This window comes from Nonomuraea sp. NPDC003709 (assembly GCF_040610775.1).
In the GTDB taxonomy this organism is placed as follows: domain Bacteria; phylum Actinomycetota; class Actinomycetes; order Streptosporangiales; family Streptosporangiaceae; genus Nonomuraea; species Nonomuraea angiospora_A.
On record NZ_JBEXMW010000011.1, the window covers coordinates 154,420 to 171,122 of the forward strand.

The window sequence follows — 16,703 nt, forward strand, 5'->3', positions numbered from 1 at the left end:
CGTCGGGCGTGGCACCAGAGATTCTCCCGGGCGGGACGGCGGCCGCCGACGGGGACCAGGCTGACGCCTCCGAGCACGGTCGTATCGCCGACGAGATGCTGGACCGGTGGGGTGGGTTGGCCTCCGGGCTGCCGCTGCTGGGCGCCGCCTCGGACGAGGAGGACGAGTACGGTTTGCGGCATCTGGTTCGGCATTTGGCCGCGGCGGGCCGTGACGAGGACGTGCACCGCCTGCTGGCCTGCGAGCGTCCCGCTCCGGAACGGGCCGGCGGGGTGAACACGTGGTTCGACGCCCGCGACCGCATCGGCCAGGCCGACGGCTACCTCGCCGACCTGGAGCTCGCGCGGCGTCTGGCCCGCAAAGCCACCGACGTCGCCATCGCCGCCGGTCGGACGGCCCCCTCGCTCGGGTTGGAGATGCGTTACGCATTGATGGCGGTCTGCGCGCGGTTCACGGGGACCCGAACCTACGACGAGCTGCCCCCGATGCTGGTCGAAGCCGGGATCTGGGACGTCACGCGGGCGCTGACCGCCGCGCGGCGCGAAGACGGTCACGAGCGGCGCGCCGGGTACCTGTCCGCGCTGCTGCCTCACCTGCCGGCCAAGGAGCGGCAGCAGGTGCTGCACGAACTGCTCCACCCGGGATTCCCGAACGTGCTCCGCGAGGTGTGGCCGCAACTGAAGGCGGATGAGTTCGCCCACGTACTGACCGTCCTGGAAAACGACGACCCGTGGTACGTGAGTCATCAGCTGGCGGAGCTCGCCCCGCACCTGCCGCCCGAGCTGCTGGGACGGGCGGTCGCGCTGGCCGTGGCGCTGCCCCTGGACCATCGCCGTGACCAGGCCCTGGCGGCGCTGGCTCCGCACCTTCCGCCCGCGCTGGCGCGTGCGGCCCTGCCCGCCGCGGTAGAGCTGGCGGACGGACGCGACCGGGCCCGCGTGCTGTCCGAGCTGATCCCGCGGCTCCCGGACCAGGACCGGCCGGAGACGCTGACCGCGCTGCGCGCCGCCGTCGCCGCGATCGATCCTCAGGCCGAGGTGAGGCTGTGGCGCTGGGGCGAACTGCTGGCCCTGCTGCCCGCGGCGAAACGCCCGGCGGCGCTGGCCGACCTCCCGACCGACTCGTGGGACCGCGCCGAGCTCCTGATGCACGCGGCCGAGCGCGTACCCATGCGGGAACGCGCCCCACTGTCGGCCGCCGCTCTGACGGCGGCGCGCGACATCGCCGATCCGCTGGTCCGGGCCCGCGTCCTGATCCAGCTCGCCGAACTGCTTCCCCTCGAAGAGCAGGCCGCCGCGCTCGCCGAGGCACGCACGGCGTCGCGCGAGATCACCGAACCGCCCTACGGCGCGTGGGTGCTCACCGAAATGCTCGAACCGCTGCCCGCCCACCAACGGCACGCCGTGCTGGCCGAGGCGCTGACGATCACACGGTCGCTGCCCGCCTACGACGTCGACGACGGCCGAAGAGACTGGGACGACCGCGCGCGGCTTCTCATGGAGATCTCCACCTGGCTGTCCCCCGACGAGGCCGAGGAGGTGCTCGCCGAGGCTCTCGACCTGATTCGCGCGGTCGACGACGAGGACCAGAGATTCCACGGCCTCCTCGCCATCGCCGAACTCCTGACCGGACGACGGCGCCACGCGGCCATGACCGAGGCGCTGGACATCCGGCTCGAGGACATCGACTACGAGAACTACTTCCACGGTCAGCTTGCGCGAATGGCACCACTCCTGCCTGAGGACCTCATGGTCAGAGCGCTGAACGAGCTCCATGAACTGAACCGCCCGGGATACCTGGGCCGCACCCTGCTCGGTGTCGCCGAGCACCTGTCCGGCCTCGCGGTCGACCGCGGCCTGGACATCGCCCGAAAGCTCACCGAACGCCCCCATTACCAGGCTGCCGCGCTCGCCGCCCTCGCCGACCGGCTGCCCTCCGCCGAACGCCGCGCGGTCCTGCGTGAGGCCGAGGCCATGGCCCGCAAGAATCGGCAGGGCATGATCCACGTCGCGCGCCGCGTCCCGATCGGACGCCGTACCGCGCTGCTCGCCGAGGAATTGTCTTTCCGCCAACGCGGCTTCCGGGCTGACCAGGACGAGGCACTGGCCTCCCTCCCCGATGGGGCGGCCCGTCCGGTCCCGTTCGCGTATGTCCCGGTGCCGGTTCTGGACCGCAGATGGGACGAGGACGGGCAGATCCTGCTGCGCCGGGCTCAGCGCGCATGGCGGCGCGGCGCGGGCCGCACCGTGGTGATCGGGATCGTCCGTACGGCGCTCGAGAAGTACGGCCATCAGGATCCCCCGGGCTCGGCCGCCCTGACGAGCGCCGCCCGGGACCTCGGCGGCCCCCTGGCCGGATGCGAGTATCGAAGAGCCGTGCACGACATCTATCGCTGGTGGCCTTAGGGTCCGTGGCGGCTTCAGCGAGAACCGGCCCCCGCGCCACGGACAGTCTCGAGGCGACCGTAACTTGGAGCGACGCCCCAGGCGTTACGGGAGTTGCCAAGGCCATTGGCGCTCGCCGTCGGGGTGAACAAGCTTCCCGGAAGCGAACACCGCATACTGCGCCCTCCATCCGTAACGGTAGTCCGGGTCATCGGCAAACGGCAGCGCCAGGGACCTGACCTGCAGGCACGGCCATGCTTCGACGCTGATGTCGTGGTAGCTGCCCCATGTGTGGAGCTGGTGTGTACGGCCGTGCCGCTTCTCGTACGGCGCTGCGGCCTCCCTGTAGGCCGCCAGATCGATCGCCTTCCACAGCAGGCATTCGACGCCGGTCACCGAATCGACTACGACGCGAGAGGGAATCTGTGAGCACGTCGCGCAGGCCGTGAATCCTGATCCTCTCGTCTCGCAACGGCCGCCCCCGCTCTCGATGTATGCGGCATACATGCGCCTTGGCTCATGGGCGACAAGCTGCGCAAAGCCTGTCTCGTCAAGCCGCATCAGCAGGAAGTCGAGCAGCTCCTCCACGAAACGCTCATAGCGTGCCACTTCGCGATCGTCCGATGGTCTTGTGGTGAGTCGGGGTAATCTGATCGCCGCGCAACGGGCGGCGCCGGAGCCGTTGCTGCCGGTGTGCGGAGTGTTCCGCCGCCGGCCCACCGGCGTCGGACCAGGCGGCGGTGCCAGGCCGGCAGGGTGCCCGGCGTCACCAGCCGATGAGCCGCAAGCCGGGCGGCAGGAGTCGCGCCGGCGCGGCGAGGGCCGCTCGATCGGCCCGGTCCTGCTTCGGCCGGACGATCTGACGCCGCAGCACCGCCACCTCCTGCCGTCCGCGTGTCCAAGCTGGTCTGCGGGGCGGGCGTGGAGACGCGGGAGGAGCATCGGCGGCGTCTGATTCACCCTGTTCAAACGCTTGCTAGGCGAAGGGCTCCACTTCGCCCTCCGACCAGGACCGGCGGCGGCTGCGCTGCCACGCCTGGTAGACCGGCATCGCCTCCGCCTGCTCCCGGTACGCCGCGGCGAGCACGTCACGGATACCCGGTACGTGCTCGGCGACCGGCGAACCCACCGACCACAGGAGCCGCTCCCGTACCCACATCGGGTCGCCGGCCAGTGGCCTGACCACCACGTTCTCGCGCTCGGCCGTGATCGCCCTGCACAGGGACACTCCGTGCCCCTGGCTGATCAGGGAGAACACCAGGCTGGCGTCGGTGCGCTGGATGCGCCGCGGCACGAACCCCGCGCGGCGGCAGGTGTCCCGGAACATCGCCCGCATCCTGACGTCCTTGCCGACACCCGGCAGCCAGCGCTCGCCGGCCAGCGCGGCCAGCGGCACCTCGGGCTCGTCCGCGAGCGGGTGGTCCTTCGACAGGACGACGAAGACGGGCTCGACGCCCAGTACCGCTTCGCTCAGCCCTTCGGGCACCGGCAGCTCGTAGCCCGGATAGTCGACGCTCAGCCCGATCTCCAGCCGGGATTCGGCGAGCAGTTCGACCAGTTCCTCGTCCGCGTCGCTCACGTGCAGGGACACCTCGGCCTCCGGCAGCAACCGGCGGCTGACCGTCATCAGGCCGGCGGCCATCGGCCCGGCCGTGGCGCCGAGCCTGAGCGTCGCCAGGTCGCCCTCGGCGTCACGGCGTTGCACGTCGCGCACCAGATCGTCGTGCAACGCGATGATGCCCTGGGCATGGGACAGGACCATGGCACCCAACGCCGTGGGCTTGGCGCCGGTTCCGTCGCGGGCGAAGAGCCTCCCGCCGAGCGCGCGCTCGATCCGCTGCAGCTGCGCGGTGACGGCCGGCTGGCTGTGGCCGAGCACGGCCGAGGCCCGGCTGATGCTGCCGCACTCGGCGATCGCCGCGACAACCCGGAGGTGGCGGATCTCCAACTGCATAACGCGATGTTATGCCCGATTAGGAGTACCTACGCTCGATGTCCTGATCACAAAATCTTTCCTGCACCATCAGGAAGGAATTTGATGTCCAGGACGTCTCTGCGCCGGCGCCTGCCCGGTCTCTTGCTCACCACCGCCCTGTTAACCGCGAGTCTGACCTCCACCGCGAGCGCGGAGCCCACGCCGAGCGCCGATCCGGCACCCTCCCGGTGGACCTCCGGCACCCAGTCCACGGCGCCCCGCGGCTCGTGGGTCACCCTGCTGACGGGCGACCGCGTCTATGTCGAGGGGAACCGGGTCTCGATCGACCCCGCTCCCGGCCGCGAAAAGGTCGGTTTCAGCCAGTACGAACGCGACGGGCACCAGTTCGTCGTGCCGAACGACGCCCAGAAGCTGGTGTCGGCCGCCCGGCTCGACCGGCGGCTGTTCGACGTGACCGGGCTCGTCCAGGCCGGATACGACGACGCGCACGTCGACGACGTGCCCACCATCGTGTCGTACGAGGCCAAGGCCGCTGCCCGGGTCAGGTCGGCCGGGAAGGTCACCCGCACGCTGCCCAGTATCGGCGCCGCCGCGGTGAAGGTCGGCAAAGCGAGAGCACACGAGTTCTGGACCGAGATGACCACCGGCCCGGCGACCCAGCGCACCGCGGCGTCCGGCATCGGGCGGATCTGGCTCGACGGCAAGCGCGAGGTCTCGCTGGACCAGAGCGTGAAGCAGATCGGCGCGCCGACCGCCTGGGCGGCCGGATACGACGGCAGCGGGATTACCGTCGCCGTCCTGGACACCGGGATCGACAACTCCCACCCGGACCTGGCCGGGAAGATCGTCGAGGAGAAGAACTTCACCGACGCCGCCGACACCGTGGACACCGTCGGTCACGGCACGCACGTCGCCTCCACCATCGCCGGCAGCGGTTCGGCATCGGGCGGAAAGTACCGTGGCGTGGCGCCCGGGGCGAACCTGCTGATCGGCAAGGTGTGCAGCACCCGCAACTGCACCGAGTCGGCGATTCTGGCCGGGATGGAGTGGGCCGCCGAGCGGGTGAAAGTGGTCAACATGAGCCTCGGCGGCACCGACTTCCCGGGCGTCGACGTCCTGGAGGAGGCGGTGAACCGCCTGACCGCGACCACCGGCACGCTGTTCGTCGTGGCCGCGGGCAACGAGGGCCGCAACGGCGGTGTGTCCTCGCCGGCCACCGCGGACGCCGCGCTCGCCGTCGGCGCGGTCGACAAGCAGGATGCCCTGGCGTCATTCTCCAACCGCGGGCCGCGCGTCGACGGCGCGATCAAGCCGGACATCACCGGGCCGGGCGTGGGCATCGTCGCGGCGCTGGCGAAGGGATCCGACTATCCGGAGTACTCGCCCGGGTACACCCAGCTGAACGGGACGTCGATGGCCACGCCGCACGTCGCGGGAGCCGCGGCGCTGCTGGCGCAGCAGCACCCGAAGTGGAGCGGCCCCGACCTCAAAGCCGCGCTGGTCGCCACGGCCAAGCCGAACCCGGGCCTGAACGCCTTCCAGCAGGGCGCCGGCAGGGTCGACGTCGGCCGCGCCGTCCAGCAGGCCATCCTGCCCGACGTCACCGGCCTCGCGCTCGGGTCGCAACCGTGGCCGGCCGAAGACGACGTTCCCGTGACGAAGACGATCACCTACCGGAACGACGGCACAGCGCCCGTCACCCTCGACCTCACGACCACGGCGACCGGCCCGGACGGGGTCGTCGCGCCGGCCGGGCTGTTCACGGCCAGTCCGGCGCGGGCCGTCGTGCCGGCCGGTGGGACCGCGGCGGTCACGCTAACCGCCGACACCCGGGTGCCGTCGGCGACAGGCACCTTCACCGGAATGCTGCTGGCCTCGAACGCCGACGGCGTGTCGGTGCGGACCCCACTGACGATCACGAAGGGACACGAGACCCGCACCGTCACCTTCAAGCTCACCGACCGCGCGGGCACGCCGGCGAGTGACTACGACCTGTCGGTGGTCGGTCTCGATCTGGACGTCTTCCAAGTGCCCTACGACGCGTCGGGCACCGTGAAGGCCAAGCTCCGGCCCGGCCGCTACCACGTTCAGGCCACGGTGATCACACCCGACGGGACCTCGACTCTGCTGGTGCAGCCGAACCTCATCGTCGGGCACACCGACGACGGCGTCCTCACGCTCGACGCGCGCCAGGGCACACCGGTGTCGGTGACCGTACCGAAGTCCTCGGCGCGGACCCGGCTGGCCGCGGCCGGTTTCTTCCGCGTCCTGCCGCGCGGATACGGCCTGGCGGCGCGGATCGTCGGCGCCGACTTCGGCAAGCTGTTCACCGCGGACCTCGGTGAGGAGGTGACCGCCGATCAGGGCACGCTGATGTCGGAGGTGCGCAGCTTCTGGGCCGAACCGGGCGCCGACGGCACTTTCTACGGCTCGCCGTACGAGTACGACCTCGTGCAGTTCGTCCGCGGGCGGTTCCTCACCGGCTACCGCCACACCGTGCGCCCCAGCGAGCTGGCGACCGTGGTCAACCGCAACCACGGCGTGACCCCGGACAAGCAGCAGGGCTACATGCACAACTTCGGTTTCCCGCCCGAGGGCGGCAGCGCGATGTCGGGACCGATCAGGTATGACGTGCCCAGCACCCGGACCATCTACTACAGCGCGAAGGGCGTGGTCTGGGACAACCGGTGGGAGACGAGCGGAGCGCGCCAGACGCAGTTCTGGTACGACGACACCACCTGGCAGCCGGGCGGGAAATTCGTGGTCGACTGGCAACGCGGACCTGCCGGGCCGAAGTTCAACCCGCGCACGTACGTCGCCCGGGCGGGCAACACGATCATGTTGAACGTCCCGCCGTTCGGCGACGACTCCGGGCACACCGGCTACTCGCTGCTCGACGGCGGCCGGGTCGGGTTCTACCGCGACGGCGTCCAGCTGGCCGAGATACCGAAGTACTTCTACGACGCCAGCGGGCCGGTGCCGTCGGCCGAGAGCACCTATCGGCTGGAGTACGACGTCGACCGTACGACCGGCTTCAACGCCTCCACCAAGATCAGCGGTGCGTGGACGTTCAAGTCCGGTGAGGTGAGCGCGGACAAGTGGACGTACCTGCCCCTGTCGTCGTTCTCCTTCACGCCGCAGGTCGACCTGGCCAACAGCGCACCGGCCGGCCGGCCGTTCATGCTGCCGGTGAGCTTGAAGACCCAGCCGGACTCGGCCGCCTCGCGAACGCGGCGGGTCAGTGTCGAGGCCTCCTACGACGAGGGCGCGACGTGGCGGAAGGCGGTCCTGATCCCGACGGGAACGGACACGTGGCTGGCCACGCTGATCCACCCGGACAAGGGGTCGGTGTCCGTGCGCGCGCACGCGGAGCGGGCCGACGGCGGCACCGTCGACTACACCGTCATCCGCGCCTACAACCTGCGATGACGCCCGGCGGGCCGCGGGCACGTCGCCCGAGGCCCGCCGTTGTCACGCGCTGTCTGTCTCTGCACCCAGGCCATCCTCGCCGACCTGGTGCCGGTGCGCCGGCGGGCCAAGTACATGGGCGCCATCGGCGCGGTCTTCGGCCTGTCCTCAGTGGCCGGTCCGCTCCTGGGCGGCTGGATCACCGACAACGCCTCGTGGCGGTGGGCCTTCTGGATCAACGTCCCCCTCGGCGTCGCCGCGCTCGCCATCAGCTACTTCGGCATCCGGCTCCCCAAGCCCGACCGGACGGTCCGACTCGACTACCTCGGGACCATCCTCATGGCCATCACGGTCACCAGCCTGGTGCTGGTCGCCGACTGGGGCGGCAACGATCTCGCCTGGGACTCGCCGCTGATCCTGTCGCTCATCGCAGTGACCATCGCCGGCTCGACCGCCTTCGTCCTGGTCGAGCGGCGCGCCGCCGAACCGCTCATCGCCAAGATCGGCCGTTACAAGGGCTTCGTCGTCTCCGGTCTGGTCATCGTCCCGGCGGGCGTGTACCTGCTCTCGACCCTCAACGCGGACTCGCCGGTCCAGCTGGTGTGCGCCTATCTGGCGCTGCTCGGCACCGGCATGGGCCTGCTCATGCAGAACCTGGTCCTGGCCGTGCAGAACGCCTTCCCGCGCAGCGAGGTCGGCACCGCCACCTCCGCCAACAACTTCTTCCGTGAGATCGCGGCGACCATCGCCACAGCAGCGGTCGGCGCGCTGTTCGCCGAGCGGCTCACCGGCTCCCTGTCCGGCCTCGCGCCGAGCCTGGGCGGGACGGGCACCGACTCGCTCACCCCCGCGCTCGTCCGCTCGCTGCCCGAGTCCGTCCACGATGACGAACCCGAAACGGGAACCGCTGACGCCGAGGCCCCCCAGCCCTTCGCCGCCGGCTGACGCGACGGCACCGTACCGGTTCAGAGGGAGTACTGGGCGATCCAGCGGGTCCTCGGTGAGCGCTTCGATGTCGGCCTCGGCGCTGCCGTAGCGCGATCCGGTGTCGTAGGTCCGCACGCCGCCGAACGGGGCGTTGGCCTCGTCGTTCACGATCTGATCGTGGATGTGCACGATGCCGCTCGGAATGCACTGCGCCGGTTCCAGCCCGGCGAGCACGTCGGCGGGGACGCGATCCATTGAAGGTGGTCACGCCGGGGACGATCGGCAAGCGCACGTCGGCACCCGTTCCCGGATCACGCACGGTGAGCGTGGTGGCGTCGCGCAGGAAGGGCAGGTCCAGCCGCGTCAGTGCAGTCGCCACCTGGAGCAGGTCGTCGTCGTGCTCCATGCCGACGCCCAGCTCCAGCAGGCGGCGGAGAGGAGCGGTGGCCAAGGTGAGCTGCTCGTCTCCGTCGGCGGTGGCGAAAGTCCCGCGTCCGACGGAGGTCAGGCCGAAGTCGGCGTAGAAACGGGCTGTCGCCGCAGGTGATGATGGGGCCGCCGGGGCTCTGAGGCGCGGCGGACCCATCGCTGCGGAGGTGTTACGTGCCGCTGATCGCCTTGTTCGAGCCCAAGGTCTTGGTCCGGGTCTGCAGGAAGGTGCGCAGGGTCTTCGCCTCTTCCTCGATCTTGGCGGGGTCGGCCTTCTCGTTCAGCTTGTAGGCCGCGACAAGCTCGTCGAGCAGGCCGGAGGCGGTGCCGCCGGCCAGCAGTTTGGTGTACAGGGCCCGGTACTGATCCTCATAGAGCTTCTTGAAGGTGGCGTTCGCAAGGAACTTCTCCTTCAAGGGATGGCCCATGCGCATCATGCCGCCGCCACCTTCCGGGCGCGTCTGCTCGCCGCCGTCGGACGGAGTGAAGCCCGGAGCCTGCTGGGATTGCTGACCTTGCTGCTGGGTCTGCTGGGGGCGTCCCCGGCCGAAGCCCATGCTGATCGTGTCGTTCACGCCGCTCTCCGCGTTTCCGCTGAACGCGAGGTTGAGGTCCCAGGTGACGACCTTGAACTTCTTGGTGTCCAGGTCGTACCACAGGTAGTAGTTGCGCCCGGGCCCCGCCATGTCGTCGAAGTTCACCATGAGGTTCTGCAGGACCAGGTACCGGGCGAACGACTCCACATCCAGGCGCCCGTCGAGACCCTCGGCGAACTCGGCGTCGGAGGCTTCGTTCACCCACCTGACCAGGTCGATGACCGGCTGCAGGTCCTTGCCGCCGACCTTGTTGATCTGCTTGAAGTCCTCGGTGTACTCGGTCTGGTCCTCGCCCTTGTAGTCGAAGGACCCCGAGGCCAGCGACTTGTACAGCACGCCGTTGCCGAGACCTTCGGCGTATCCCCCGTCCAGGTACTCCACCAGCAGCCGCGGCGCGGCAGCGCGGCCGTTGACCGTGAAGGAGGCGTAGGTGGAGCTCTGGGTCGGCTCGCCGGCGGCGCCGACCACCGAGATGCCCAGCGCCTCGTTCAGCATCGCCGTCGAGCTCGTCGAGGCCGGGCGCACGGCCAGCTGGCTGTGGCCCTGGTAGCGGCGGCCGTCCACGAACTCGTCGAAGCTGATCAGCCACGGCAGGTTCTCCGGCTCCTCGCCCTTGAGTTGGGCGCCGAAGCCCCCCGGCCCGCCACCACCGCCGAACCCGCCATCGCGGCCGGTCTGTGGCTGCCCGGCCGGGGATCGCGTGGCCTGGGGTTGCCCGGCCGCGGGCTGTCCATCGCCAGGCGGTTGAAAGCCCTCGGGAGGCTGGAAGCCCTCCGGCAGCCCTTCGGGCCGCCGGCCGCCCCCGGGCATGCCGCGCTGCTTGGACTGCCCCTTCCAGGTCAGCCCCATCAGGGTGGAGTTGCCTTTGAGGCGGACGCCCACGCTGGGGATGCGGGTGCCGTCGATGGTCAGGTCCGCCTCGACGTACTCCTTCTCGCCGTCCTTGAAGTACTCCGTCAGCATGTCCTCGTACGCCGCGTCGGTGAAGGTGAGCTTCACGTCGTGCGCCACGGAGGCGTCGAACAGGTCCTTGGTGCCGGTCAGGTTCGTGACGACGGTCTCGGTCTCGGCGGCCTGGGCGCTGGTGACGTACGGGCGGATGGTCCCGCTGCCGAACACGCCCCAGCACGCCGCCAGGAACGCCGTGCACAGCGCGACCAGTTTCCAGTTGTGCCGGAGCTTGACGGGGATGCGGTGCTTGAGCCGTTTGGGCTGTGCTGTCATGCGCGTGCCCCTACAGGTCGGTCTGGTCGTACCCGGTCAGGACGGTGACCGACTGGCCGTGGTTACGCTCGCGCAGGGCGGCGATGACGTCCGACGGCTCGCTGCCCTTCTTGATCTTGACGGTGTACATCAGCTCCGTGAGCGCGCCGGCCCTGATGGACTCCATGCTGACCAGCTCGAACTCGTCGGTGTGGCGCACCAGGACGTCCTGGATGGCGTGGGTGTAGTCGTCGTCGGAGGGCACCTGCACCTTGACGACCTGGCGGCGCACGTTGAGCTGGAACCAGTTGAACCGGTGCATGACCATGATGATCAGCGAGATCGCCACGGCGGCCACGATGGCCAGCAGGTAGAAGCGGGTGCCGACGGCCATGCCGACGCCCATCACCAGGAAGATGAACCCGACGTCGCGGGTCTCTTTGATGGCGTTGCGGAAGCGGACCACCGACAGGGCGCCGACCAGGGCGAAGGCGCGGGCGATGTTCGAGCCGACGACCAGCATGATGAGCGAGATCAGCATGCCGAGGATGACCAGCGTCTGCACGTACGACTGGCTGTAGGAGACGTTGCGGTGCGTCGCCCGGTACACCCAGCCGATCATCGCGCTGAGCACGAACGAGAGGGACATCGCGATCGCGATGTCAGCCACGCTGAACGTGCCGGACAGGTCCTGGAAGGAGAAGTCCATGGGGGGTCATGCCTCCGAGAGAACGGTCGACCGGCGGCGGTCGAGGTCAAGGTCGTAGCCGGCGTCCTGGTGGGCGTCGTGGTCGGGGATGTGGAAGATGGAGCGCGGGGCCAGCCCGTGGGCCTCGACGCTCTGGCAGTACTTGGAGACCCGCACCACCTGCAGGTTCCGCTTGGCGGTGAGGTCGGTCAGCCAGTACGGCACGCGCTCGTTCGCCTTGACCTCCACGATCGCCTTGCGGGCGGGCACGATGAGCCGGTTCCCGGCGTCGGCGCCGAGGTGGAAGTCCCGGTCACGGCCGCGGATGCGGCGGTCGAAGGTGACGCGCAGGCCCACGTCGGCGTCGCGGCCCACGTACGCGTGCCGCTGGTAACCGGTCATCGCGACGGCCCGCAGGTCCAGGCGCAGCACCAGGTCGAGCACCTCCTCCAGGAAGGCCCGCTGGGATGGGTCGTGCTCGACCATCTGCCGCCCGTCGCACAGGCGCAGCGCGTCGGTGTACGGCAGCTGTACCCGCCGCTTCTGAGTGACCCGATTCACCCGCTGCTTGATCTCGATGAACACCGGGGTGTCCAGGTTCACCGAGAACCGGTCACCGTAGTGGCGTATGCGCAGCTTTCTGCGGAACTTCAACCCCTCGATCTTCTCCCAGTAGAAGCGGAGCTGTCGGGTGTCGTAGTAGACGCTCCAGATGCCGTAGCCCGCGTCGCCGCTGTGCCGGTCGCGATCCAGCCGCTGCCCGATCTCCTCCTGCAGCTCGACCGCCTCTGCCGCGTCCACGAGGTACTTGATCTCGTACCGGTTGAAGGCGTGCAGCTTGCTCGGCGCCCGCAGCCGGTGACCCAGCTCATCGTCCACCTCGGCACCGGACACCGGCCGATCAGCGCCGTCAGCGGCGGAAACCGCTCGTTTGCGGAACCTTTCCAGCATGTCCCTCCTTTCGTCAGCACACATCCGACAGCATGAAGCTGGGAATAATGTGTGAACCGAATCTGACGTGAAGGTGAACGGAGGGTTCAGCCGTCTTCGGGCTGCTTGAGTGGCAGGAGCACGCGGAAGGTGGTGCCGCGGCGCGGGGTGCTCGTCACCTCGATCCGGCCGTGGTGCGCCTGCACGAGCGCCGCGGCGATGGCCAGGCCCAGCCCGGTTCCACCGCTGTCGCGGGAGCGGCCCGCATCGGCGCGGTAGAAGCGGTCGAACAAGTACGGCAGGTGCTCGGGATCGATGCCCTGACCTTCGTCGCGCACCTCGATCAGCGCGGCCCTGGCGTGGGGGGCGGGTCCGGAGCCGACGTGCACCACCCCGGGAGCGGGCACCCCGGCGACCGCGCGCGGGCCGACTTCGACCCGGGCCTCCGCTCCCGGGGCCGTGTGCTGGATGGCGTTGCCGACCAGGTTGGCGATGACCTGGTGCAGCCGGTGTTCGTCACCGAGCACGAACACCGGTTCGTCGGAGACGGCCAGCCGGATGGGCCGATCGCGGTCTCGGGCCCGGGCGGCGTGCACCACGTCCCCGGCCAGCACGTGCAGGTCCACGACGGCAGGCTCCAGCGTGGGCTCCTGGTCCATGCGGGCCAGCAGCAGCATGTCCTCGACCAGGACGCCCATGCGGGCGGCTTCGGCCTCGATCCTGCGCAGCAGCCGCTCGGCCGCCGGGTCCCGGGGGCCTTGGCCGTGGTGGTAGAGCTCGGCGAAGCCCCGGATCGAGGTGAGCGGCGTGCGCAGTTCATGGGAGGCGTCGGCGACGAAGTGCCGCAGTCGCCGTTCGGAGCGTTCGGACTCGCGCAGCGCCATCGCCAGGCGCTCCAGCATGATGTTGAGCGCTCTGCCGAGCCGCCCGCTCTCGGTTGTCGGGTCGGTGTCACCGACTCTGCGGTCGAGGTCTCCGCCGGCGATGGCCTCGGCCGTACGTTCCATGCGGGTGAGCGGGCGCAGCCCCAGGCGCACCACCGCGAGGGCGAGCGTGCCGAGCAGCAGCAGCACCAGGCTGCCCACCGCCACCTCGATGATCAGGATCTGGTGCACGGTCGCCTGGTTGGGCTCCAGCGACATCGACACCGCCAGTCTGGTGCCGTCGGGCAGGTCCTTCACCAGCACGCGCCACTGCTCCGACCCCGTCCTGGCGGGCACGGTGACGGGACCTCGCGCGACCGTGAAGATCACGGCAGGGGGGATGGCCGGGCCATTCGTGTTCTCCGTGGGCAGGTTGCGCAGCAGAGCCCCGGAAGGACTGTAGAAGGCAATCCTGAACTGCGTCGGAAGCTCGACGGCCCGGCCCATGCCGACCGGCGGCGGAGGGGGTACCGGGCGCCGGCCGAACGTGGTGGCCACCTCGGTCAGCTGGGCGTCCACCCTCGCCAGCAGCGAACGGTCCAGGAGCAGCACGCTCGCCGTGGCGAAGGCCGCCAGTCCGGCAGCGCACAGCCCCAGCAGCGCGATCAGCAGCCGATGCCGCAGGGGCAGGGCCGGTTTCACGAGGGTCCCTGCAGCCGGTAGCCGACCCCACGCAACGTGTGGATCAGCGGCGGGCCATCGGCGTCGATCTTGCGCCGCAGGTAGCTGATGTAGGACTCGACGATCCTGCTCTCGCCCTCGAAGTCGAAGTCCCACACGCGGTCGAGGATCTGCGCCTTGCTGACCACCCGCTCGGCGTTGATCATAAGGTAGCGCAGCAGGCTGAATTCCGTCGGTGACAGATGAATCGGCCGCCCGGACCGCCGCACACTATGGGCCTGCTCGTCGAGCTCCAGATCCGCGTACCGCAGCACGCCGTCGTCGGCCTGCTCCTCCACGGGCCGCGTCCTGCGCATGATGGCCCGTAGCCGCAGCACCACCTCTTCCAGGCTGAACGGCTTGGTCACGTAGTCGTCGCCACCGGCGGTCAGCCCCGCGATCCGGTCGGACACCGTGTCCCTGGCGGTCAGGAACAGCATCATGGGGCTGTCCCCGGCTTCGCGCAGCTTGCGGGCGACCGCGAACCCGTCCACGCCGGGCATCATCACGTCCAGCACGATGATGTCAGGCCGCTCGCGGGCCACCTCCGCCAGCGCCTGGCGTCCGTCGGAGGCCGTCCGCACGGCGAAGCCGTTCAGCTCCAGAGCTTCGGACAGCAGCTCGCGAATGTTCGGCTCGTCATCGACGACCAGGACTTTCGCGGCAGGTTGTTCGTTCACGACCTCGTTCTACACGCTCATGGTGAGAGCAACGTGTGAAGCGTCGCCGCCGCATCAGTAGAGGGTCTGGCCACCGCCGAACGGCCACCTGCCCGAGGTGTCGCTCTGCTGCTCCGTGCCGCCGTACTCCGATGCGGGCACGGCCTCGCAGGTGCTGGTGATCCAGGTCGTACGGGACGCCCCGCTTCCCCGCCCGCCCACCATACGTTCCTGGCCGGAGCCGCTCAGGACGTAGCGCAGCTCGCCTGCCTTGACCCAGCGGTCGAGCTGCTCGGCGTTCGGCGCAGGGTCGGACCCCATGAATCCGCCTGAGCCGCCCCGCCGGTCGGCTCCGGGCAAGCCACCCGAACCGCCTCGCACCCGAGCGGGCGTCTGCCACCTGGGCCGACTTCCTGCACTCCCAGACCGAAGCTCTACTGGCGTGCGACTTCATTGAGACCGTCACCCTCGATGGATGGCGTCAGCACATCCTGGCCGTCATCGAGCACGGCACCAGACGCGTCCGCGTACTCGGCACTACCACGCATCCGACCGCGAGCTGGGTGGAACGAACGCCACCTGCGGCACGCCCTGCGCGAGTACGAACAGTTCTACAACCAGCACCGCGCCCATCAAGCCCTCGTCCAGGCGGCCCCGCTGCGTCCCGTCCCGGATCCGATCACTGACCCAGAGCGAATCGCTAGCTCGACCATCCGCCGACGAGACCGACCCGGCGGAGGCCTCCGCGAGTACTCATCCCGCTTGAACTGCACGGATGGAATTTTCGGCAGGCGCAATGACAAACATGCGCTTTGCCCTGGTGTTGATGCAGCCGCCGCGACGATCCTCGATATTCGAATCGTCGGCGCCGAAGGCCCTGTTGTCGCATCGGAAGTTCGGAATCCATCGCTCCCAGCCCGTGCGCTGTCCACTTCCCTTGCGGAAACACGCCGACCGTTTTGCCGTCCGCCGTCTAGGGCGATATGCCGGGAAGGCTAGGATTCCGCGCATGCAGCGCCCCCTCGCCCACAAGTCGGCCGTCGGCCTGCTTGCCGTCCTCTGGCCCGGCCTCATCGGTGGCGTCGTGCTCGTCTGGCGGAACGATGCCGCCCCCTTTGAGATCTTCGCGGGGGTGTTCTGGAGCTTGGTCTGGTACTTCTGGCTTGCCCGGATCTGGCTGGGCGGCCCGATGGCGATCGGGCTGATGCGCAAGGCGCTCTTCGCGATCTGCCCGATCATGATCGCCGCCACCGCCGTGGCCATCGGCATCACCGACGGCGAGGTGTACCCGTCGCAGATGATCGGGGTCGCGGCCGCGTTGTGCGGGATCGCCGGCGGGGTGCTGCTCCGCCGGGAGGATGTCAAGAGATGGAGCCTGTCCACCGTCGCGGCGAGGACGGTCCGTCAGCCGCCCGACGGAACCGCCTTCGACCTGCGGGCCGTCGCGCTCCGGCAGAACAGGGGCAGGTTCGGCTGCCTGATGATCGTCGTCACTGTGCTCATGCTGCTCGTGGTCGGCGTCATCGGCGCGATGTTGCCTGAGGGCCGGGGGATGAACGCCCCGGACTACATCGCCTTCATGGTCGGCGTGGTGCTGGTAGTGATCATCGGAATCACCGGATATATCCGTATAAATCTCCAGGCCGCAGCCATGGGCGTCCTGACCGTCACCGAGCGGCACCTCAACGAGCACCCCTGGCCCAGGCTCCGTTCGGTCACCCTGTCGTACAAGGGCGAAGCGGCGGTCGTGGACGGAGTCCGCAGGTACCCGTCGGCGCGGCTCGACCTGTCCCTCTACGACCAACCGGACGAGCACCACCTCAGGCTGCCCGACGACGCCACCCTGCACGGCTCGATCGCGGCGGCGCTGTCGACGCACAGCCCCGAGGGCGTCTTCGTCGGCTGGGTCCCGCGAACCGACGCGACACATCCGGTCCGGTGAGTGCCTGAACGAGTTGAC

At 69.6% G+C, this 16,703-nt stretch carries 12 protein-coding genes; 4 read left to right on the plus strand and 8 right to left on the minus strand.

Going from position 1 to position 16,703, the window contains the following annotated elements; genetic code table 11:
• The first annotated feature begins 8 nt into the window (after positions 1–8).
• A complete protein-coding gene (locus ABZX61_RS31390) occupies positions 9–2,405 on the plus strand; it encodes a hypothetical protein (RefSeq protein WP_355199750.1) in 2,397 nt (798 codons plus the stop codon).
• Between the two features lie 84 nt (positions 2,406–2,489).
• Here the strand turns inward: ABZX61_RS31390 and ABZX61_RS31395 are convergent, their stop codons facing one another.
• Complete coding sequence (locus tag ABZX61_RS31395; RefSeq protein ID WP_355199751.1) at positions 2,490–2,993, minus strand: hypothetical protein; 504 nt, start codon at positions 2,991–2,993, stop codon at positions 2,490–2,492.
• 367 nt (positions 2,994–3,360) lie between these two features.
• On the minus strand, positions 3,361–4,338 hold the full coding sequence (locus tag ABZX61_RS31400) for a LysR family transcriptional regulator (protein WP_355199752.1): 978 nt from the start codon (positions 4,336–4,338) through the stop codon (positions 3,361–3,363).
• Between the two features lie 84 nt (positions 4,339–4,422).
• On the opposite strand from ABZX61_RS31400, the gene ABZX61_RS31405 reads away from it, so the two are divergent.
• Positions 4,423–7,749, plus strand: coding sequence for a S8 family serine peptidase (locus ABZX61_RS31405; protein WP_355199753.1), 3,327 nt, complete (start codon positions 4,423–4,425; stop codon positions 7,747–7,749).
• 39 nt (positions 7,750–7,788) lie between these two features.
• Positions 7,789–8,673: an MFS transporter gene (locus tag ABZX61_RS31410; RefSeq protein WP_355199754.1), complete on the plus strand. Its 885-nt coding sequence runs from the start codon at positions 7,789–7,791 to the stop codon at positions 8,671–8,673.
• Positions 8,674–9,254: 581 nt separating this feature from the next.
• Here ABZX61_RS31410 and ABZX61_RS31415 read toward each other — a convergent pair.
• From ABZX61_RS31415 to ABZX61_RS31440, 6 genes are all read right to left on the minus strand, one after another.
• Positions 9,255–10,904, minus strand: coding sequence for a CotH kinase family protein (locus tag ABZX61_RS31415; protein ID WP_355199755.1), 1,650 nt, complete (start codon positions 10,902–10,904; stop codon positions 9,255–9,257).
• A gap of 10 nt (positions 10,905–10,914) precedes the next feature.
• Complete coding sequence (locus tag ABZX61_RS31420; protein ID WP_355199756.1) at positions 10,915–11,592, minus strand: DUF4956 domain-containing protein; 678 nt, start codon at positions 11,590–11,592, stop codon at positions 10,915–10,917.
• 6 nt (positions 11,593–11,598) lie between these two features.
• Positions 11,599–12,522 carry a polyphosphate polymerase domain-containing protein gene (locus ABZX61_RS31425; protein WP_355199757.1) on the minus strand — a complete coding sequence of 308 codons (924 nt, stop codon included), beginning with the start codon at positions 12,520–12,522 and terminating at the stop codon, positions 11,599–11,601.
• 86 nt (positions 12,523–12,608) lie between these two features.
• Entirely contained in the window at positions 12,609–14,066 is a 1,458-nt protein-coding gene (locus ABZX61_RS31430) for an ATP-binding protein (protein ID WP_355199758.1), read from the minus strand.
• Positions 14,063–14,764, minus strand: a complete 702-nt coding sequence (locus ABZX61_RS31435; RefSeq protein ID WP_355199759.1) for a response regulator transcription factor — start codon at positions 14,762–14,764, stop codon at positions 14,063–14,065. Before ABZX61_RS31435 ends, ABZX61_RS31430 begins: the two co-directional genes overlap by 4 nt.
• Before the next feature lie 54 nt (positions 14,765–14,818).
• The gene (locus ABZX61_RS31440; protein WP_355199760.1) at positions 14,819–15,064 is read right to left on the minus strand and encodes a hypothetical protein; all 246 of its coding nucleotides are present in this window, start codon (positions 15,062–15,064) and stop codon (positions 14,819–14,821) included.
• Between the two features lie 688 nt (positions 15,065–15,752).
• Between ABZX61_RS31440 and ABZX61_RS31445 the strand changes: the two genes are divergently transcribed.
• Positions 15,753–16,685, plus strand: a complete 933-nt coding sequence (locus ABZX61_RS31445) for a hypothetical protein (RefSeq protein ID WP_355199761.1) — start codon at positions 15,753–15,755, stop codon at positions 16,683–16,685.
• Positions 16,686–16,703 lie beyond the last annotated feature (18 nt).